The organism is Klebsiella sp. WP8-S18-ESBL-06, from assembly GCF_014169755.1.
GTDB classification, from domain to species: Bacteria; Pseudomonadota; Gammaproteobacteria; order Enterobacterales; family Enterobacteriaceae; genus Kluyvera; species Kluyvera ascorbata_B.
The window spans coordinates 3,723,985-3,743,277 of sequence record NZ_AP022256.1; the positions used below are offsets into that span (position 1 = coordinate 3,723,985).

The 19,293-nt window shown below is 56.4% G+C and carries 16 protein-coding genes; 4 read left to right on the forward strand and 12 right to left on the reverse strand.

Going from position 1 to position 19,293, the window contains the following annotated elements:
- Positions 1 to 169: 169 nt before the first annotated feature.
- Positions 170 to 1,030, forward strand: a complete 861-nt coding sequence (gene tesB, locus H7R76_RS17835; RefSeq protein WP_106927955.1) for an acyl-CoA thioesterase II — start codon at positions 170 to 172, stop codon at positions 1,028 to 1,030.
- Between the two features lie 141 nt (positions 1,031 to 1,171).
- Here tesB and amtB read toward each other — a convergent pair whose 3' ends face one another.
- From amtB to H7R76_RS17860, 5 genes are all read right to left on the reverse strand, one after another.
- The gene (gene amtB, locus H7R76_RS17840; protein ID WP_106928191.1) at positions 1,172 to 2,458 is read right to left on the reverse strand and encodes an ammonium transporter AmtB; all 1,287 of its coding nucleotides are present in this window, start codon (positions 2,456 to 2,458) and stop codon (positions 1,172 to 1,174) included.
- A 33-nt stretch (positions 2,459 to 2,491) separates the two neighbouring features.
- Positions 2,492 to 2,830 (reverse strand): P-II family nitrogen regulator, encoded by a 339-nt coding sequence (gene glnK, locus H7R76_RS17845; protein ID WP_004858743.1) that lies wholly within the window; start codon positions 2,828 to 2,830, stop codon positions 2,492 to 2,494.
- Positions 2,831 to 3,038: 208 nt separating this feature from the next.
- Positions 3,039 to 4,817, reverse strand: coding sequence for a SmdB family multidrug efflux ABC transporter permease/ATP-binding protein (locus H7R76_RS17850; protein ID WP_182929381.1), 1,779 nt, complete (start codon positions 4,815 to 4,817; stop codon positions 3,039 to 3,041).
- The gene (locus H7R76_RS17855) at positions 4,810 to 6,585 is read right to left on the reverse strand and encodes a SmdA family multidrug ABC transporter permease/ATP-binding protein (protein WP_182965986.1); all 1,776 of its coding nucleotides are present in this window, start codon (positions 6,583 to 6,585) and stop codon (positions 4,810 to 4,812) included. The genes H7R76_RS17850 and H7R76_RS17855 overlap by 8 nt, the downstream gene beginning before the upstream one ends.
- A 23-nt stretch (positions 6,586 to 6,608) precedes the next feature.
- A complete protein-coding gene (locus H7R76_RS17860) occupies positions 6,609 to 7,067 on the reverse strand; it encodes an Lrp/AsnC family transcriptional regulator (protein WP_106927961.1) in 459 nt (152 codons plus the stop codon).
- A 116-nt stretch (positions 7,068 to 7,183) separates the two neighbouring features.
- Between H7R76_RS17860 and H7R76_RS17865 the strand changes: the two genes are divergently transcribed.
- Positions 7,184 to 8,233 (forward strand): PLP-dependent cysteine synthase family protein, encoded by a 1,050-nt coding sequence (locus H7R76_RS17865; RefSeq protein ID WP_106928193.1) that lies wholly within the window; start codon positions 7,184 to 7,186, stop codon positions 8,231 to 8,233.
- Positions 8,234 to 8,279: 46 nt separating this feature from the next.
- On the opposite strand, the gene cof is transcribed toward H7R76_RS17865, so the two are convergent.
- On the reverse strand, positions 8,280 to 9,098 hold the full coding sequence (gene cof, locus H7R76_RS17870; protein ID WP_182929383.1) for an HMP-PP phosphatase: 819 nt from the start codon (positions 9,096 to 9,098) through the stop codon (positions 8,280 to 8,282).
- A 99-nt stretch (positions 9,099 to 9,197) separates the two neighbouring features.
- Between cof and H7R76_RS17875 the strand changes: the two genes are divergently transcribed.
- Both H7R76_RS17875 and queC read left to right on the forward strand, forming a co-directional pair.
- A complete protein-coding gene (locus H7R76_RS17875) occupies positions 9,198 to 10,898 on the forward strand; it encodes an SgrR family transcriptional regulator (protein ID WP_106927964.1) in 1,701 nt (566 codons plus the stop codon).
- Positions 10,899 to 10,965: 67 nt separating this feature from the next.
- Entirely contained in the window at positions 10,966 to 11,661 is a 696-nt protein-coding gene (gene queC / locus H7R76_RS17880) for a 7-cyano-7-deazaguanine synthase QueC (RefSeq protein ID WP_106927966.1), read from the forward strand.
- Positions 11,662 to 11,774: 113 nt separating this feature from the next.
- On the opposite strand, the gene H7R76_RS17885 is transcribed toward queC, so the two are convergent.
- From H7R76_RS17885 to clpX, 6 genes are all read right to left on the reverse strand, one after another.
- Positions 11,775 to 12,173, reverse strand: a complete 399-nt coding sequence (locus H7R76_RS17885; protein ID WP_106927968.1) for a YbgC/FadM family acyl-CoA thioesterase — start codon at positions 12,171 to 12,173, stop codon at positions 11,775 to 11,777.
- A 110-nt stretch (positions 12,174 to 12,283) separates the two neighbouring features.
- Entirely contained in the window at positions 12,284 to 12,661 is a 378-nt protein-coding gene (locus H7R76_RS17890; protein ID WP_182965988.1) for a helix-hairpin-helix domain-containing protein, read from the reverse strand.
- A gap of 148 nt (positions 12,662 to 12,809) precedes the next feature.
- Positions 12,810 to 14,684 carry a peptidylprolyl isomerase gene (ppiD, locus tag H7R76_RS17895; protein WP_182929385.1) on the reverse strand — a complete coding sequence of 625 codons (1,875 nt, stop codon included), beginning with the start codon at positions 14,682 to 14,684 and terminating at the stop codon, positions 12,810 to 12,812.
- A 213-nt stretch (positions 14,685 to 14,897) separates the two neighbouring features.
- Positions 14,898 to 15,170, reverse strand: a complete 273-nt coding sequence (gene hupB, locus H7R76_RS17900; RefSeq protein WP_035895161.1) for a nucleoid-associated protein HU-beta — start codon at positions 15,168 to 15,170, stop codon at positions 14,898 to 14,900.
- A gap of 209 nt (positions 15,171 to 15,379) precedes the next feature.
- Entirely contained in the window at positions 15,380 to 17,734 is a 2,355-nt protein-coding gene (lon, locus tag H7R76_RS17905) for an endopeptidase La (RefSeq protein ID WP_106927974.1), read from the reverse strand.
- 183 nt (positions 17,735 to 17,917) lie between these two features.
- A complete protein-coding gene (clpX, locus tag H7R76_RS17910; protein ID WP_106927976.1) occupies positions 17,918 to 19,192 on the reverse strand; it encodes an ATP-dependent protease ATP-binding subunit ClpX in 1,275 nt (424 codons plus the stop codon).
- Between the last annotated feature and the right edge of the window lie 101 nt (positions 19,193 to 19,293).

Here is a 19,293-nt window from a genome sequence, read left to right on the forward strand (position 1 = left end):
AGTGACAACGCCTTAACAAATTTTACCGCTTAAGTGTGGCACATAATTCACATTAATACCTGCAAACGAACCATTATTCAGACAATTGAACCCATCGGACCACTGGCGAAACTGCGTTATAATGGAAACATTCACCTGACGCTGTGACAGTAAAATATAGAGGGTATCAATGAGCCAGGCGCTATCGAATCTGCTGACGTTATTAAATCTGGAAAAAATTGAAGAAGGGCTGTTCCGCGGACAGAGCGAAGATCTTGGCCTGCGTCAGGTCTTTGGCGGACAGGTTGTCGGCCAGGCGCTGTATGCGGCAAAAGAGACTGTCCCCAGCGACCGTCTGGTGCATTCATTCCACAGCTACTTCCTGCGTCCCGGAGACAGTCAGAAGCCGATTGTTTACGACGTTGAAGTGCTGCGCGACGGCAACAGCTTTAGCGCGCGCCGCGTAGCGGCTATTCAGAACGGCAAACCGATCTTCTACATGACCGCATCATTCCAGGCACCTGAGCCGGGCTATGAACACCAGAAGACCATGCCGGCCGCACCGTCGCCGGAAGGTCTGCCGTCGGAAACCGACATCGCCCGTTCGCTGGCGCATCTGCTGCCGCCGCAGGCGAAAGAAAAGTTTCTCTGTGATAAACCGTTAGAAATTCGCCCGGTCGAATTCCATAACCCGCTGAAAGGCCATGTCGCCGAACCGCGCCGCCAGGTCTGGATCCGCGCCAACGGCGCCGTGCCAGACTCGCTGCATATTCACCAGTACCTGTTGGGCTATGCTTCCGACTTTAATTTCCTGCCGGTGGCGCTACAGCCGCACGGCGTCGGCTTCCTGGAGCCGGGCATGCAGGTAGCGACCATCGATCATTCCATGTGGTTCCACCGCCCGTTCAATATGAACGAATGGCTGCTGTACAGCGTGGAAAGCACATCGGCCTCCAGCGCGCGTGGTTTTGTGCGCGGCGAATTCTACACCCAGGACGGCGTGCTGGTCGCCTCTACGGTGCAGGAAGGCGTGATGCGTAACCGCGGCTAGACCTCGTTCCAAGGCACAAAAAAGCCTCCCATTGGGAGGCTTTTTTGGCTTTGGAGATAACCCGCTTTCTGCCAGAACGAGGCGCAAACTTCGTTTCGGCAACGCCCGGCGTTGCCATGCGCGGCCGGGCGGTCATCACGATCAGGCGTTGTAGGCGTTTTCGCCGTGGCTGTTGACGTCCAGACCTTCACGTTCCTGATCTTCCGGCACGCGCAGGCCAACCGTCAGATCCGCCACTTTATAGCCAACATAAGCCACAATACCCGACCAGACGATAGTGATGGCGATACTTTCCAGCTGTACCAGCACCTGATGGCCCATGGTGACGCCTTCTGCGTAGCCCACACCGCCCAGTGCGGTAGAAGCAAAGATACCGGTCAGAATACAGCCAACGATGCCGCACACACCATGTACGCCGAAGACGTCACACGGGTCATCAACACGCAGCCAGCGTTTCAGCGAGGTCACGCCCCACAGACCAGCCAGACCGGCAATGATACCCAGAATCAACGCACCGCCTACGCCAATGTAGCCGCAAGCTGGGGTAATCCCCACCAGCCCCGCAATGGCACCGGAGCAGGCACCCAGCAGTGACGGTTTACCGCGCAGCGCCCATTCGCCGAAGACCCAGCCGAGGATAGCGGCCGCCGTAGCAACCACCGTGTTAACGAAGGCCAGACCAGCGATCTCATTGGCTGCGCTCGCGGAGCCCGCGTTGAAGCCAAACCAGCCAAAATAGAGGATCGCCGTACCAATAAACACCATCGGCAGGTTGTGCGGTTTAAACGCTTCTTTGCCGAAGCCCACGCGTTTACCAATCAGGTATGCCCCAACCAGGCCCGCCACCGCGGCGTTAATGTGCACCACCGTGCCGCCCGCAAAGTCGAGCGCGCCGTGGCTCGCCAGCAGGCCGCCGCCCCAGACCATATGGGCAATCGGGATGTAAGAAAGCGTCAACCAAATCACCACGAAAATCAGCACCGCAGAGAAGCGGATACGCTCGGCCAGCGCGCCGACGATAAGGCCAACGGTAATGCAGGCAAAGGAGCCCTGGAAGGCCACGTGGATGTACTGATAGAACGAGCCCATCAGATCGGTAATTTTGATATTCTTCAGCATCAGCCAGTCGAAGCTGCCAAAGAAGCTGCCGCCGGTGCCAAAGGCCAGCGAATAGCCGTAGACCACCCACAGAACGCACACCAGCGCAAACGTCACCGCCACCTGCGTCAGCATGGAGAGCACGTTTTTACCGCGAATCAGGCCGCCGTAGAACAGCGCAATCCCCGGAATGGTCATAAACAGCACCAGCGCGGTACAAATCATCATAAAGGCGTTATCGGCTTTATCTACCGCCGCCGGTGCCGCCATTGCCAGACCCGGCAACAGCGCCAGCGCGCTCAACCCCGTTTTTACCATTGTTTTTTTCATCATCTCGATCCCTATCACTGTGCTGGCTGGGAATTACAGCGCCGCTTCGTCGGCTTCGCCGGTACGAATACGGATCACGCGCTGCAGTTCGGCGACAAAAATCTTACCGTCGCCAATTTTTCCGGTGTAAGCGGCTTTGCTGATCACATCAACGACTTCATCAAGTTGATCGTCGGCGATCGCCACATCAATCTTTACTTTGGGCAGGAAGTTGACGCTGTACTCCGCACCGCGGTAAAGCTCTGCATGACCCTTCTGACGACCGAAGCCTTTCACTTCCGTCACCGTTAAGCCCTGAATGCCAATTGAAGACAGCGCTTCGCGAACGTCTTCGAGTTTGAATGGTTTGATTACCACGGTAACCAGCTTCATAGATCCCCTCCAGTCAGAATTCGGTAGTGGCTGCGAACACAGAAGAGATAAAGCAAGGGGCGTGCCAGAAATGAAAAATGATGCGCAGGCGGGAAAAATCGGGGGAGACGGGCGCAATAAGGTGGCGTTGAAAAGAAAAACGCACCATGCGGGTGCATGATGCGTGTCACAAATGCATTCTGTTAGAAAAATGCTTAACGCTGGTGCATCACGCGGTCAGCGCGTCATCCTGACCCGACGCCGCCAACTCTTCACCTGCCAACTGGAGTTGATACATCTGCCAGTAACGCCCTTTGGCTTCAAGTAGTTGCTGATGGGTCCCCTGCTCTACCGCCTGACCACGGTGCAGCACCATAATGGTGTCTGCCTCAACGATGGTCGACAGCCGGTGGGCAATCACCACCAGCGTCGTGTGCTGGCGCACTGCGGCCAGCGCCTGCTGAATCGCGCGCTCGGTGCCGGAGTCAATATTGGCGGTGGCCTCATCAAGAATCAGCACCTGCGGGGTATCAACCAACACGCGGGCCAGCGCCAACAGCTGCTTCTGACCAACCGACAGGTTATTGCCCTGCTCGCCCAGATGGGTATAGATGCCGTCGCTCATTTCACGCGCCAACGAGGCCAGCTGCACCGTTTCCAGCACCTGCCAGACCTGCGCTTCGCTGATATCGCGCCCCAGCGTAACGTTGGCAAAAAAGGAGTCCGCCAGCACGACAGGATCCTGCTGCACCACGGCGATGCCCTGACGCAGCACCTGGTGACTGAGGCTGGGCAGCGGACGACCGCCAAGGCGAATTTCGCCGCTATTTGGCGGGTAGTAGCCCATCAGCAGGCTGGCCAGCGTGCTCTTCCCGCTGCCGGTATGCCCGACCAGCGCAACGAAGCTGCGCGCCGGAATCGACAGAGAGATATTTTGCAGCACCATTTTGTCATCGCGATAGGCGAACGACACGTTATCAATATCAATATCGCCGCTGGTGAGTGGAGCAATATCGTCGCCGTACTGCTGGCGTGGGCGATCCATTAATTCAAAGACGCGCTCGCCGGCAACCACCGCCTGTTGCAGCATCGACTGCTGGGTCGTCAGCTCGATCAACGGCTCATTGAGCCGCCCAAGGTAGCTGATAAACGCGTACAGAACGCCCACCTCGATGGAGCCCTGCGCGCTAAAGCCAAACAGCATCAGCAGCCCGCACAGAATCAGGGAGGAAAACAGGCTGAGCAGCGGCCGCAACAAGAAACCGTCCAGCCGCAGGGTTTGCATCCGCGCCAGATAGTGCGAGCGGCTAACCTCGCCGATACGTTCGCCAAAGCGCACCTGCTGACGGAACTGCTGGATCACGCTCATGCCGTTGATCACTTCATTAAAGCCATCGTTAATATCGGCCAGATAGGCGCGCACGCGGCGCACGATCGGCGTGCTGTAACGCTGGTAAATCACCATCACCGTCAATACTGCCGGGAAGATAGCGATCGCCACCAGCGCCATGCGCCAGTCAAGGCTAAACATCGCCACCAGCATGGCACCAATCAGCGCCGCGCTGCGCAGCACCGTAGCGACGACGGTCACGTACAGGTCACGGATCACTTCAGTGTCGTTGGTGACCCGCGAAATCAGTTGGCCGACCGGCTGAGTATCAAACTCGCTCAGGGGCTGTCGCAGCGCCGCATCCATGACGTCGCTGCGCAGCTGTTGCACCACGCCGACCGCCGCGCGGTTGAACAGCAGCGACTGGCTATAGTGCAGCGTGGCCGCCAGCAGCTGAAGGCCGACGTAGGCCGCCGCCAGCCCGGCCACCTTGCCCAAGGGCAGAATATCCTTCGCCACCATGTTGTCGATAAAGTAGCTTATCAACAACGGTCCGCTCACCTCCGCGGCGGCGGCGATCCATAACATGACGACCGCAATCGACAGCGGCCTGCGCCACGGCGAACCGTAGGCCAGCAGCCGCTTTAACGTAGGCCACAGTTGTCCGAAACTACGCATCTGCCACCTCCGGCTTTTCTTCTTCCGGCGCGTCATTCAGCGCGGCTTCCAGCTGTTGATAGCGGTACATGTCGCGATACCAGCCTGCCTGCGCCGCCAGTTGCTCATGCTGCCCGCGCTGCACGATATGCCCGTGCTGCATCACGATAATTTCACTGGCGTCGGTCAATGCCGAGAGGCGGTGGGCGCTGATAATGACCGTCCGCCCTTCGCCCCACTGGCGCAGATTATGCAAAATTTGATGCTCGGTACGGCCGTCAACCGCCGACAGCGAATCGTCGAGGATCAGGATTTCCGCATCCAGCAGCAGCGCACGTGCGATGGAAATACGCTGTTTCTGCCCGCCGGAGAGCATCACGCCGCGCTCGCCCACTTCCGTGTCATAGCCCTGCGGCAGACGCAGGATATCCTCATGCACGCAGGCAAGCTTCGCCGCACGTTCAATCTCTTCCTGCGTTGCGCTGGGGCACCCTAGCGCAATGTTGTTGGCTACAGTGTCAGAAAACAGGAACGGCGTCTGGCTAACGACCGCCAGCCGTCCGCGCCAGGCATCCAGCTGGAGCTGACGCAGCGGGATATCATGGAAGCAGATGTCGCCTTCGCTGACGTCGAAATGGCGCTGAATAAGCGACAATAGGGTCGATTTCCCCGCCCCCGTCGGCCCGCATATCCCCAGCATATTGCCCGGCCGCAGCGTGATGTTAACCTCTTCCAGCGCCGGTTTGTCGGTTTGCGGGTAGTAAAAACGATGAATTGCCAGCTCAAGCGCCCCGCGCCCCGCTGGTACCGGCTGAAAACCATCGTTCACTACCGGCGCTTCCGCCAGCAGAGTACGGATGCGGCTATAGGCGGCGCTACCGCGCTCAACGATGTTAAACATCCACGCCAGCGCCAGCATTGGCCAAATCATCAGGCCAAGGTACATCATAAAGCTGGTCAACTGACCAAGGGTCAGCTCACCCTGCATCACCATCCAGCTACCGCCGGCAATCGCCAGCAGGTTCGCCATGCCGATGGCGATATAAATCGTCGGATCAAAGCGGGCGTCGATGCGCGCCACGCGCATATTCTTCACCCCGGTATCTGCCGCGTCGGCCGCAAACTGCGCGGACTGGCGATCCTCAAGACCAAAGGCCTTAATCATGCGGATACTCGTCAGGCTCTCCTGGGTACGGTCATTCAGGCTGGAAAACGCTGCCTGCGCCACTTTGAAGCGTTCATGGAGCAGATTGCCATAGCGGTGGATAACCAGCGCCATAATAGGCATCGGCACCAGCGCCAGTAGCGTCAGCTGCCAGCTCAATTGGGTCGACATGACAATCAGCACCGCGCAGCCCATTACCAGCGAGTCCACCAGCGTCAGCACCCCTTCCCCGGCGGCGAAGACCACGCGGTCAACGTCGTTCGTCGCGCGGGCCATCAGGTCGCCGGTACGGTGGCGCAGATAAAACTCCGGATGCTGGCGGCTCAGCTGACGGTAAAAATCTTCACGCAGCTCAACGGCCAGCTGGTAAGAGGCGCCAAACAGCAGCACGCGCCAGACGTAACGCAGCAGGTAAACCACCACGGCAATCAGGACCATAGTGCCTATCCACATCATCACCGTCCCGGCGCTGAAGTGGCGTTGCGTCACGCCGTCCACCACGATGCCCACCACTTTCGGCGGGATCAGCTGCAGAATGGCAATAATGATTAGCAGGGCCACGGCGCCGAGATAGCGACGCCATTCCCGACGGAAGTACCAGCTAAGTTGAGCAAATAATCGCACGCAGTAAAATTCCAGAGATAGAGTTATTCGATGGGAAGCGCTGTGGTGTATTTAATCTGTTCCATCGCAAAGCTTGAGGTGACGTCCGACAGTCCGGGGACGCGATTCACCAGGCTTTTATAAAAATCATCGTAGCGTTTCATGTCCGCAACCTGCACGCGCATCAGGTAATCATATTCCCCGGCCATGCGCCAGAAGCCAAGCACTTCAGGCATTTGCGTCACTTCGCTGACAAACAGGCTGTACCAGTCACTGCTGTGGTGCTGGGTTTTAATCAGCACAAACGCCGTCAGCCCTAATCCGAGCTTTTCCGCGTCGAGGAGCGCCACGCGCCCGAGCAGCACGCCGTCATCTTCCAGCCGTTTTAGCCGTTTCCAGCACGGCGTGGTGGTCAGATTAACGGCATCCGCTAACGCCTGCAAAGAGAGCGTGCAGTCATTTTGCAGCAGGGACAGCAGCTTGCGGTCAATTTTATCTAACATTTAGCCCACCAGGAGAAAGTTTTTCTCTCTTCATTCTATTTTAAAGGCCAGATGGCAACAATTTTTTCTGCCGTTTTCGCTAAGCTGGGCACAAAATGACAAACGGAAAAATGATGATGAACAGCACCTGGGTCAAAAATGCGATAAGCGAAATTAACGCCGACTATCAACGCAGCGCCGATACGCACCTGATTCGTTTGTCGCTGCCCGCGTTCCCCGGCATTCAGCTGTACCTGAAAGACGAAAGCACCCACCCAACGGGTAGCCTGAAGCACCGGCTGGCGCGCTCGCTGTTCCTCTACGGGCTGTGCAACGGTTGGATTCAGGAAGGGACGACTATCATTGAATCCTCTTCGGGGTCAACGGCGGTTTCTGAAGCCTATTTCGCCCGCCTGCTGGGCCTGCCGTTTATTGCAGTTATGCCCGCCTGCACCGCGAAACGTAAAATCGAACAGATTGAGTTTTACGGCGGCCGCTGCCACTTCGTGAACAGCGCCTGCGAAATCTACGCCGCGTCGGAAACGCTGGCGCGCGAGCTGAACGGCCATTATATGGATCAGTTTACCTACGCCGAACGCGCAACCGACTGGCGCGGTAACAACAACATCGCCGACAGCATCTTCCGCCAGATGTCCCATGAACCTCACCCGGTGCCGTCCTGGGTGGTGATGAGCGCCGGTACCGGCGGGACTTCCGCCACCATCGGTCGCTATATTCGCTGCCAGGGCTATGAAACGCAGCTGATGGTGGTCGATCCGGAAAATTCGGTGTTCCTCGACTACTGGCAAAACCGGGACGCCAGCCTGCGCGGCAGCATCGGCAGTAAAATTGAGGGGATCGGCCGCCCGCGCGTGGAACCGTCCTTTATTCCCGACGTGGTCGATAACATGCTGCGAGTGCCGGATGCCGCCAGCGTTGCCACCGCACACTGGCTGGAAACTCAGCTAGGCCGCAAGGTCGGAGCTTCAACCGGCACCAATATGTGGGGCGCATTACAGCTGGCCGCGCAGATGCGCACCGAAGGGAAAAGCGGTTCAATCGTCACGCTGCTGTGCGACAGCGGCGAGCGCTATCTCGACACCTATTACAACGCGCAATGGGTAGCGAACAATATTGGTGATACAACGCCGTGGCGCCGTGAGATTGAGCAACTGCTTGGCCAATAAAAAAAGCCAGGCATCATCAGATGCCTGGCTTGCTGGAAAGGTCTCTCTATTCGGGGGAATAAGGTAGATTTGGTGTATCCAGCCAATGAGTTAAATAGTGAGAAACCGCCTGGTTGTTGCAGTTTCCGATAACCGGCAGGTGAGGCAGTGCGGCTTTAAGCTGTCCCATCGCGTTCCCCATAATGACGCCACGGCCCACCAGCCCCAGCATCTCACGGTCGTTCATCGCATCGCCGAAGGCCATGCACTCTGCCATACTGACGCCAAGATGGTCGCTCAGCACCGTCAACGCCGCCCCTTTATTGCTACCGCGCGGCAGCACTTCCAGGCAATCCACCGCCGAGAAACAGATATCGGCGCGCTTATCCAGCGCGTCGGTTAACTGAATTCGCAGACGACAAAGATCGTCGTGATCGCCACAGAAACAAATTTTGGTGACCTGATGTGCCGGGATCCGTCGTAGATCGCGCAGCTGGTAGCGAAAACCGCTATAAACGTGCGCCACAAGAAGCTCAGGAATCTCCTGCCCGGTAAACCAGCCGCCGTCGTTAAACACATGCATACTGGCTTTCGTGTCCCAGTGTGAATGCAGCACCTGCTCAGCGACGTCCGGCGAAAGATCGCTGCGATACAGCACCTCGCCCTGCTGGTTATGAATACGCGTGCCGTTGCCGGTGATCAAAAAGGCGTTTAACGACAGCGTTTCCACCAGCGGGCGCATTTCCAGTACGTGACGGCCGGTGGCAAAAGTCAGGGTTATCTGGCGCTCACGCAGCCGCTTGAGTACCGCAACGGTTCTTTCCCCCATACGGTGATCCGGCATCAACAGTGTGCCATCCATATCAAACGCCGCCAGTCTTGCCATGATTTCTCTCGCTTGTGATCGCTCTCTCTTGTTAAGCAGTATCCGCTGGGATATACGGAAGTAATACTGAATACTTCATTTTTATTGTTCCGGGTTTCTATGCGACTGTTAAACCGTTTAAATCAATTCCAGCGCCTATGGCAGCCTTCGCAGGGTGAGGTTCAGCAGGTCACGATTGCCGAACTGGCTGCCCGCTGTTTTTGCAGCGAGCGCCACGTGCGCACGCTGCTGCGTCAGTCGCAGGAGGCCGGCTGGCTTAGCTGGCAGGCACAATCCGGGCGCGGCAAGCGCGGGCTACTGCGTTTTCACACCACGCCGGAGCAGCTGCGTAACGAGATGATGGAAACCGCACTTAACCGCGGCCAGCAGCACAACGCGCTGGAGCTGGCTCAGATCGCCCCCATCGAGCTGCGGGCGTTGCTGCATCCGTTTCTCGGCGGCCAGTGGCAGAACAATACGCCGACGCTGCGTATTCCCTATTATCGCCCGCTGGAGCCGTTGCATCCGGGTTTTCTCGCCGGGCGCGCCGAACAGCATCTGGCCGGGCAAATATACTCCGGCCTGACCCGCTTCAATCACGATGCGTCGCAGCCACGGGGAGATCTGGCACACCACTGGTCGGTGTCGGACGACGGGCTGTGCTGGCAGTTCTACATTCGCTCGACGCTGCACTGGCACAATGGCGATGTGGTAGAAACCGAGCAGCTTCGCCGTCGTCTGTTGATGCTCTTTGCGCTGCCTGAGCTGGCAAAACTGTTTGCCAGCGTGAAAGCCATTACGCAGACCCATCCGCAGTGTCTGAGTTTTACGCTCCACCGTCCGGACTACTGGCTGGCGCATCGGCTGGCGAGCTACTGTAGCGTTCTGGCGCATCCGGAAGATCCGGAGCAAGGTACCGGCCCATTTATGCTGAAGATCTTTGAGCCGGAGCTGGTGCGTATTGAAAGCCATCATCGTTATCATCTTGGCCATCCGCTGCTGCAGGCGATCGAATACTGGATCACTCCGCAGCTTTTTGAGCAGGGGCTTGGCACCAGCTGTCAACACCCGGTACAGATAGCCATCGGTAAGCCAGAGGAGCTGGGCGAACTGCGTCTGGTGAGCCACAGCATCAGTCTTGGGTTTTGCTACCTGGCGCTGCGGCAAAGCCCTCGGCTCAGCCGGGCACAGGCGCAGCGGGTGATTGCGCTGATTCACCGCTCCGGCCTGTTGCAAAGCCTGCCGCTTGGGGAAAATCTGATCACGCCAAGCGAGGAGATGTTGCCAGGTTGGGATATTCCACTGGCTCAGGAGGATCCCAACGTGCCGCTGCCAGCTCAGCTTACGCTGCTTTACCACCTACCCGTGGAGCTGCATACCATGGCGGAAGAGCTGAAAATAGCGCTGGGGCGGCTGGGCTGTGAGCTGACGTTGCTATTTTACGATGCCAAAAGCTGGACCGGCTGCCCTGATTTGCCGCAGGCCGATCTCTTTATGGGCGACCGGCTGATCGGTGAAATGCCGGAGTACGCGCTGGAGCAATGGCTGCGCTGCGACGCGCTCTGGCCGGCGTTGTTTACCGATGCACAGGCCGCACATCTTCAGTCGGCGCTGGACGATGCCCAAGCTCAGCCAGAGGATGACGAACGAATCGCCGCGCTAAAGCGTATTTTCACTCGGCTGATGGGAGATGCCATACTGACGCCATTGTTTAACTATCAGTATCAGGTCAGCGCGCCGCCGGGGGTAAACGGCATTCGCCTGAACGCCCGCGGCTGGTTTGATTTCAACGAAGCGTGGCTACCGCCTGCCACGCGGTGAAGAAGCTGGTCGCCGCGGCGCACAGGCGTTACCATAGCGGCTTTTAGAGTCACAGACAGGAAAAGCCATGAAACGTGCCGTTGTCGTCTTTAGCGGTGGACAAGACTCCACCACATGCCTGGTGCAGGCGTTGCATCAATATGATGAAGTTCACTGCGTCACGTTTGATTATGGCCAGCGCCACCGCGCCGAGATTGATGTGGCTCGAGAACTGGCGCTAACGTTGGGTGCCCGCGCACACAAGGTGCTCGACGTTACGCTCTTGAATGAGCTGGCGGTCAGCAGCCTGACCCGCGACAGCATCCCGGTGCCGGACTACGAGCCTAACGCCGACGGCATCCCAAACACCTTCGTCCCTGGACGTAATATTCTGTTCCTGACGCTCGCCGCTATTTACGCCTACCAGGTAAAGGCAGAAGCGGTTATCACCGGCGTGTGCGAGACCGACTTCTCCGGCTACCCGGACTGCCGCGACGAGTTTGTGAAGGCGCTAAACCACGCGGTAAGCCTGGGAATGGCGAAAGATATCCGTTTTGAAACGCCGCTGATGTGGCTGGATAAAGCGCAGACCTGGGCGCTGGCGGACTATTGGGGCAAGCTGGATCTGGTTCGCAGCGAAACGCTGACCTGCTACAACGGCATTAAGGGCGATGGCTGTGGCCACTGCGCGGCCTGTAGCCTGCGCGCTAACGGGTTGAACCATTATCTGGCGGATAAACCGGGCATTATGGCAACGATGAAGCAAAAGACGGGGCTTAAATAAGCCTGACGCGACGACCGGATAAGACCGCGCCGCCATCCGGCAACTGCGCCATACCGCCTGATGGCGCTTCGCTTATCAGGCCTACATGTTATGCCGCCCCGAGCATCGGTGTATCACTCCACCATTGCTTCCAGGTGTTGGCGCAGCTCACCTTCCAGCGCCAGCGCCTTCTGCGTTTTCAGGTCAATACACACAAAGGTAATCAGCGCATCGGCGACAACCTGCCCTTCCGGATCCAGCGTAACCACCTGGCTGAGCACGCCGCTTTTGCCGTTTAGCTGCTCTACTTTACTGGTCACCGTGAGCACATCGCCCAATACCGCCGGACGGCGGTAGTTGATGTTGATATTCACCACCACGAAGGCGATGTGGTGCGCGCTCATCCACTGGAACCCTGCGCTATTTTCCAGCCCATCCCAACGAGCCTCTTCCAGAAACTCCAGATAGCGCGCGTTGTTAACATGCTGATAAACATCCAGGTGATAACCGCGAACTTTGATTTTCGTCTGCATAGCGCCATAGCCTTATTGTTTTAAATTATGAATAGAGTCAAAGGTCACACCACTGGTATGACCTCTTTAGTCTGGCAAATTTTCAGACGACTGCAAACCATCAAAGTAAATTAAAGCGTGAGGTGGGCCAGATTACGCTCAACCAGCGAGCTCCCCATACCCGGCACCTGCTTGAGGTCGTCCACCGTTTTGAAGGGGCCGTACTCTTCACGGTAGCTGACGATAGCCTGTGCTTTCTTCAGCCCCACGCCGTTCATCACCTGGGCGAGCGCTTCGGCTGACGCGGTATTAATACTGACCCGGGTGCCGTCCTCATCGGCCGCTTTCGTGGCCGGCGTGGCCTTCGCCTGTTCGCCGGAGGCGGCGCTGGCTTTACTCTGTTGCTGGGACGTTTTGGCCGCCACAGGCTGCGCGGCCTGCGCGCTAAAACTCATACCCAGGCAGGTCACGACCGCCGCAATAACACACATTTTGATTCCACGTTTCATGTTGATGTCTCCTTATGGTTGATGACCTGAGCACCATAACCAGCGGCAGAGCGACGCGCAAAAGGCAGATTTTAAATGTGGAAAAGGCCGCGAAAGCGGCCTTTGGTGTGTGCATCGCATTACAAATTTATGCGAGAAGCGTTCCGGATTATTGCTGCTGGTCGATGATATCGCCGAGTTTAATCTTCGCGGATTTACGCAGGTTGTTCATCATCGCTTCAAACGCGATCTGCGCGTTGTTCTGCGTAATGCCCTGAACCATTGCTTTCTTCTGCGCTTCCGGCATTTCGCCTGCTTTCACTTCGTCGAGCGCCAGCAGTACCACGTTGCCCTGCATATCGTTGCCGATACCGTAGCTCGGTTTATCTTTCTGCGGCAGCGGCAGCGCAAAGGCCGCCTGGCTCAGCGGGTCCTGACCCGTGCGGCTCAGCGTTTTGCTTGCGCTAAAGCTCAGGCCAGCGGCTTTCATCGCATCGTCACCTTTACCGTCTTTCAGCGCTACCAGCAGTTTCTCAGCATCCATCTTCGCCTGCTGCGCTGCTTTGTTGTGCTTAACGATATCGGTCACCTGCGCTTTCACCTCGGCCAGCGGTTTCACCGCTTCCGCTTTGTGCTCGCTCACGCGCAGGACGAAGGCACGATCGCCATCAACGGTAATGATGTCGGAGTTGCTGCCCGGCATGCCGTTTTCACCCACCAGACCGCCGTTAAAGATAGCGTCGGAGACGGGCTTAAAGTTCAGCTCCGCCGGCAGATTATTGCGGTCAAACCAGCCGGTTTCTACGGCTTTCACGCCTGCGGCCTGTTCAGCACCGGCCAGAGAGTCGTTATCGTTGCTCGCCGCGTCGCTCACTTTCTGCTGCAGCGCATAGAACGCGTCGAGCGCTTTTTCCTGCTTCACTTTGTTAGCGATGTCATTATGAACATCGGCCAGCGGTTTGACTTTTGCCGGCTGCACATCGTCCAGACGCGCGACCAGGAAGCCCACGGAAGATTTGATCACCCCTGACAGCTGGCCTTTTTCTTTCAGACCGGCATTTTTCAGTTCGTCCGGCAGCGTGGAAGCTTCCAGCCAGCCCATATCGCCGCCGTTACGTGCGGAGATAATGTCGGTCGATTTCTCTTTTGCCAGCGCGGCAAAGTCGCCGCCGTTGTTCAGCGCATCAAGCACCGCTTTCGCATCGGCTTCGGTTTTCGTCTGAATCACGCTGTAGCGCTCGCGCTGCGGCTGGGTGAACTGATCCTGATGCTGATCGTAGTAAGACTGGATCTCGTCGTCAGAGACGTTCTGGCTCATCGCCGCAGCGTCCAGCTTAATGTAGCTGACGCGGAACTGCTCCGGTGCCACGAACTGACCTTTGTTCTGCTCGTAGTAGCTGGCAATTTCCTGATCGCTCACCTGCTGTTTCGCCGCCAGTGCGTTCACGTCAATCGTGGCTTCGCGCACCAGACGCTGCTGGGAAACCAGCGCCGCCAGTTGGTCGGTTTCGCCAGGCAGCATGAAGTCGGTACCGGCAACGGCATTAATCAGCTGCTGGGTGGTTAACTGGTTACGCAGCGCCTGCGCGTACTGGTCAGGGTTCATCCCCATTTGATTGATCAGTGCGCTGTAGCGAGTGTTGTCGAATTTGCCTTCGCTCTGGAACGCCGGGGTCGCAAAAATAGCGTTACGCACCTGCTCATCGCTGATGCCGAGGCCAAGGTCTTTGGCGTACTGGTCGAGCAGCGCTTCGTCGATCAGACGATTGAGCACCTGCTGACGCATGGTTTTGATGTAGTTTTCGTTGGCCGCCAGTTCAGAGAACTGATCGCCAAGCTGCTGCTGCATGCGATTACGTTCGCTGGCAACGGCATTTTCAAACTGGGCGCGACCAATTTCCTGGCCATTCACTTTCGCGGCAAAATTATTGCTACCGCCAATCAGGTAACCACTCACGCCGGTCAAGATGAACGACACGATAATGAGACCGAAAATGACTTTGATCACGACGCTGTTCGCTGCCGTGCGTAAATTGTCCATCATGGTGTAACAACACTCCGCTGTAGGTGACTTTTATATCTCGAGCAGCATAGCACGTGTGGCGGCTGCGCGTGAGGGCGTATTTTGACAAGAAACCGGGGCGGTTGTCAGCACACACCGCATATAAACACTTAAAAGTACGCATTAAGGCATAAAAAAAGGCACATCAGATGATGCGCCCTTGTACTTTTCCACATTCCCCTAGCGGGAAAGCGATCAGTTTACCGCGTCTTTCAGTGCTTTACCTGCACGGAATGCCGGAACTTTAGCGGCAGCAATAGTGATCTCTTTACCGGTCTGAGGGTTGCGGCCAGTACGGGCAGCACGCTCTTTAACCGCAAAGGTACCAAAGCCTACCAGCGCAACGTCATCCCCAGCTTGCAGAGATTCAGTAACAGAAGCAATTAAAGCATCTAACGCACGTCCAGCTGCAGCTTTGGAGATATCCGCGCCAGCAGCAATTTTGTCAATCAGTTGAGATTTGTTCACTGTTCTCTTCCTCTCTTTATTATTTATATCGCACCTGAATCCTTCACGGCGCAATCGCGGAGCAGTTATATCAGGACTCCCATGCCCTTACAACACCCGTTGTCGAAGACACACCTGCCAGCCGTCTAAATTAGCGAGACAAAAAAAGGCTGGCAAGTCAGTTTATGCTTGCCAGCCCGCTTTTTATTAACGCTCTTTGCGCGAGGTCACTATTTTGCCGTTACAACCTGCATTCCGCTGGGTTCGTTTTGCAGAGCAAGGGACAGAACTTCCTCAATTCGTTTCACCGGATGAATATCCAGATCCGCCAGAACGTTGTCCGGAATTTCTTCCAGATCGCGTTTGTTCTCATCAGGAATCAGAACAGTCTTAATACCGCCGCGGTGTGCTGCCAGCAGTTTTTCCTTCAGACCGCCGATCGGCAGCACCTGGCCACGCAGGGTAATTTCGCCCGTCATCGCCACGTCTGCACGCACCGGGTTGCCGGTCAGGCAGGAAACCAACGCGGTACACATCGCGATACCGGCGCTCGGACCGTCTTTCGGCGTTGCCCCTTCCGGTACGTGAACGTGGATGTCGCGTTTTTCGTAGAAATCTGGATTGATGCCCAGTTTTTCCGCGCGCGCGCGCACCACGGTCAGCGCAGCCTGAATGGACTCCTGCATGACTTCCCCCAAGGAGCCGGTGTAGGTCAGCTTGCCTTTACCCGGTACGCAGGCGGTTTCGATAGTCAGCAGATCGCCGCCCACTTCCGTCCACGCCAGGCCGGTCACCTGACCCACGCGGTTTTCGTCATCGGCGCGGCCGTAGTCAAAACGCTGAACGCCGAGGTAATCGTGCAGGTTATCGCCGTTAATCTCGATGTGCTTCAGCGCTTTATCCAGCAGCAGCTGTTTCACCGCTTTACGGCACAGTTTGGAGATTTCACGCTCTAGGCTACGCACGCCCGCTTCGCGGGTGTAATAGCGGATAATACCGACAATGGCGCTGTCATCAACCGTCAGTTCGCCTTTTTTCAGGGCGTTACGTTCAATCTGCTTCGGCAGCAGGTGACGTTTAGCGATGTTCAGCTTCTCATCTTCGGTATAGCCGGACAGACGAATCACTTCCATACGGTCCAGCAGCGGTGCCGGAATATTCATGGAGTTCGAGGTCGCAACAAACATTACGTCGCTGAGATCGTAGTCCACTTCCAGGTAGTGGTCGCTGAACGCCACGTTCTGCTCAGGATCCAGCACTTCAAGCAGTGCAGAAGCAGGATCGCCGCGCATGTCGGAGGACATCTTGTCGATCTCATCAAGCAGGAACAGCGGGTTTTTCACGCCCACTTTGGCCATCTTCTGAATCAGTTTGCCCGGCATCGAACCAATATAGGTACGACGGTGGCCGCGGATTTCCGCTTCATCACGCACGCCGCCCAGCGCCATACGGATGTATTTGCGCCCGGTCGCCTTCGCGATGGACTGACCCAGAGAGGTTTTACCCACCCCCGGCGGCCCAACCAGACACAGGATCGGCCCCTTGATTTTGTTCACTCGGCTTTGAACCGCAAGATACTCAAGGATGCGATCTTTCACGCGTTCCAGACCATAATGGTCGGTATCAAGGATTTCCTGTGCCTGGCGAAGGTCTTTTTTGACCTTGCTACGCGCATTCCACGGTACCTGCACCATCCAGTCGATATAGCCACGAACCACGGTCGCTTCAGCTGACATCGGCGACATCATTTTCAGCTTTTGCAGTTCGGCTTCGGTTTTCTCTTTCGCCTCTTTCGGCATTTTCGCCGCATCGATCTTACGCTTCAGCGCTTCGTTCTCGTCCGGCGCATCGTCCATCTCGCCGAGTTCTTTCTGAATGGCTTTCATTTGCTCGTTCAGATAGTACTCGCGCTGAGATTTCTCCATCTGCTTTTTCACGCGGTTGCGAATACGTTTCTCAACCTGCAGCAGATCGATTTCCGACTCCATCATCGCCATCAGATATTCCAGGCGTTCGTTGATGTCGGACATCTCGAGGACGGACTGTTTATCCGCCAGCTTCAGCGGCATATGCGCGGCAATGGTATCCGCCAGGCGCGCCGGATCGTCGATGCTGTTCAGCGACGTCAGCACTTCCGGTGGAATTTTTTTGTTCAGCTTGATATAGCCTTCAAACTGACCGATTGCCGTACGCACCAGCACTTCCTGCTCGCGCTCTTCAATCGCCGGCGACTCCAGGTACTCGGCCTTCGCCGAGAAGTGTTCGCCGTTGTCAGACAGCGCGCTGATACGCGCACGCTGAAGGCCTTCAACCAGTACTTTGACCGTACCGTCAGGCAGTTTCAGCATTTGCAAAATAGAGGCCACGGTCCCGACGGTGAAAAGATCGTTTACACCCGGCTCATCCGTTGAAGCGTCTTTCTGGGCGACCAGCATGATTTTTTTATCATGATCCATGGCCGCTTCCAGACAACGGATAGATTTTTCCCGCCCTACAAATAAGGGAATGACCATGTGCGGATAAACCACCACATCGCGCAACGGCAATACGGGGATTTCAATGCGTTCAGAACGCTCAGGATTCATAGAGCTCTCTCTTAGTTTAGTGTCCGCCAGGTAAGCTGGTCATGCGACTGTGCTTCACACAACCATTAACATGTAACCAGTATATGGGGATGTATTCCACACATTCAACGCCATGAATACGGAAAAATAAAAGGGGAGATAAAATCCCCCCTTTTTGATTAACTGATTGTATGAACTGGTGAATTATTCGCCAGATGCCTGCTGCGCTTCCGGCTTGCCGTAGATAAGCAGCGGTTCGCCCTGGCCAGCAATGACCGACTCGTCGATGACCACTTTCTCAACGTCTTCCATGGAAGGCAGATCGTACATGGTTTCGAGCAGCGCGGCTTCCACGATGGAACGCAGACCACGCGCGCCGGTTTTACGCGCCATGGCTTTCTTGGCAATCGCATCCAGCGCTTCGTCGCGGAATTCCAGATCCACACCTTCGAGGTTGAACAGCGCCTGATACTGCTTAGTCAGGGCGTTTTTCGGCTCTTTGAGGATCTGAATCAGCGCTTCTTCGCTGAGCTCGGTCAGCGTCGCCACGACCGGCAGACGGCCAATGAACTCAGGGATCAGACCAAATTTGATCAGATCTTCTGGCTCAACCTGGGTCAGCAGTTCGCCTTCGCTGGCTTTGTCAGATTTTGCTTTTACCGTTGCGCCGAAACCGATGCCGGAGCCAGTTTCAACACGGTTAGCAATGACTTTATCCAGACCCGCAAATGCACCACCGCAGATAAACAGGATCTTCGAGGTATCAACCTGCAGGAACTCCTGCTGCGGATGTTTACGGCCACCCTGCGGCGGTACGGCTGCCACGGTGCCTTCAATCAGCTTCAGCAGCGCCTGCTGTACGCCTTCGCCGGACACGTCACGGGTAATTGACGGGTTATCGGACTTACGGGAAATCTTGTCGATTTCATCGATGTAAACAATACCGCGCTGTGCTTTCTGTACGTCGTAATCGCACTTCTGCAGCAGCTTCTGAATAATGTTTTCAACGTCTTCCCCCACGTAACCCGCTTCGGTCAGCGTGGTGGCATCGGCCATCGTGAACGGTACGTCCAGCAGACGGGCCAGCGTTTCGGCCAGCAGCGTTTTACCGGAACCGGTCGGGCCGATCAGCAGAATGTTACTTTTGCCGAGCTCAACGCCGTTGTTGGTATCACCATTGCGCAGACGTTTGTAGTGGTTATAAACCGCAACGGCCAGCACCTTTTTCGCCTGTTCCTGACCGATAACGTAGTCATCTAAGTGATGACGAATTTCATGTGGCGTCGGCAGAGCACTGCGTTCGCGATGCGGCGCCACTTCTTTAATCTCTTCGCGAATGATGTCGTTACATAAGTCGACACATTCGTCGCAGATATACACGGATGGGCCGGCGATGAGCTTACGCACTTCGTGCTGGCTTTTGCCGCAAAAAGAGCAGTACAACAGTTTGCCCGAGCCATCTTTGCGTTTATCTGTCATGAGTCAAAACCTCTTTTTAAGTTCTTTGTGCCGCATATGACGACGCAAATGCCATTCTTTAGCGCAAGCTGCTACGCAAGCGTTGTGCCGCCTCTAGTAGT

Excerpts from the sequence above, each read along its gene's own strand:
- tesB (WP_106927955.1), top strand. The coding sequence starts at position 170 with ATGAGCCAGGCGCTATCGAATCTGCTGACGTTATTAAATCTGGAAAAA.
- amtB (WP_106928191.1), bottom strand. The coding sequence starts at position 2,458 with ATGAAAAAAACAATGGTAAAAACGGGGTTGAGCGCGCTGGCGCTGTTG.
- glnK (WP_004858743.1), bottom strand. The coding sequence starts at position 2,830 with ATGAAGCTGGTTACCGTGGTAATCAAACCATTCAAACTCGAAGACGTT.
- H7R76_RS17850 (WP_182929381.1), bottom strand. The coding sequence starts at position 4,817 with ATGCGTAGTTTCGGACAACTGTGGCCTACGTTAAAGCGGCTGCTGGCC.
- H7R76_RS17860 (WP_106927961.1), bottom strand. The coding sequence starts at position 7,067 with ATGTTAGATAAAATTGACCGCAAGCTGCTGTCCCTGCTGCAAAATGAC.
- H7R76_RS17865 (WP_106928193.1), top strand. The coding sequence starts at position 7,184 with ATGAACAGCACCTGGGTCAAAAATGCGATAAGCGAAATTAACGCCGAC.
- cof (WP_182929383.1), bottom strand. The coding sequence starts at position 9,098 with ATGGCAAGACTGGCGGCGTTTGATATGGATGGCACACTGTTGATGCCG.
- H7R76_RS17875 (WP_106927964.1), top strand. The coding sequence starts at position 9,198 with ATGCGACTGTTAAACCGTTTAAATCAATTCCAGCGCCTATGGCAGCCT.
- queC (WP_106927966.1), top strand. The coding sequence starts at position 10,966 with ATGAAACGTGCCGTTGTCGTCTTTAGCGGTGGACAAGACTCCACCACA.
- H7R76_RS17885 (WP_106927968.1), bottom strand. The coding sequence starts at position 12,173 with ATGCAGACGAAAATCAAAGTTCGCGGTTATCACCTGGATGTTTATCAG.
- H7R76_RS17890 (WP_182965988.1), bottom strand. The coding sequence starts at position 12,661 with ATGAAACGTGGAATCAAAATGTGTGTTATTGCGGCGGTCGTGACCTGC.
- ppiD (WP_182929385.1), bottom strand. The coding sequence starts at position 14,684 with ATGATGGACAATTTACGCACGGCAGCGAACAGCGTCGTGATCAAAGTC.
- lon (WP_106927974.1), bottom strand. The coding sequence starts at position 17,734 with ATGAATCCTGAGCGTTCTGAACGCATTGAAATCCCCGTATTGCCGTTG.
- clpX (WP_106927976.1), bottom strand. The coding sequence starts at position 19,192 with ATGACAGATAAACGCAAAGATGGCTCGGGCAAACTGTTGTACTGCTCT.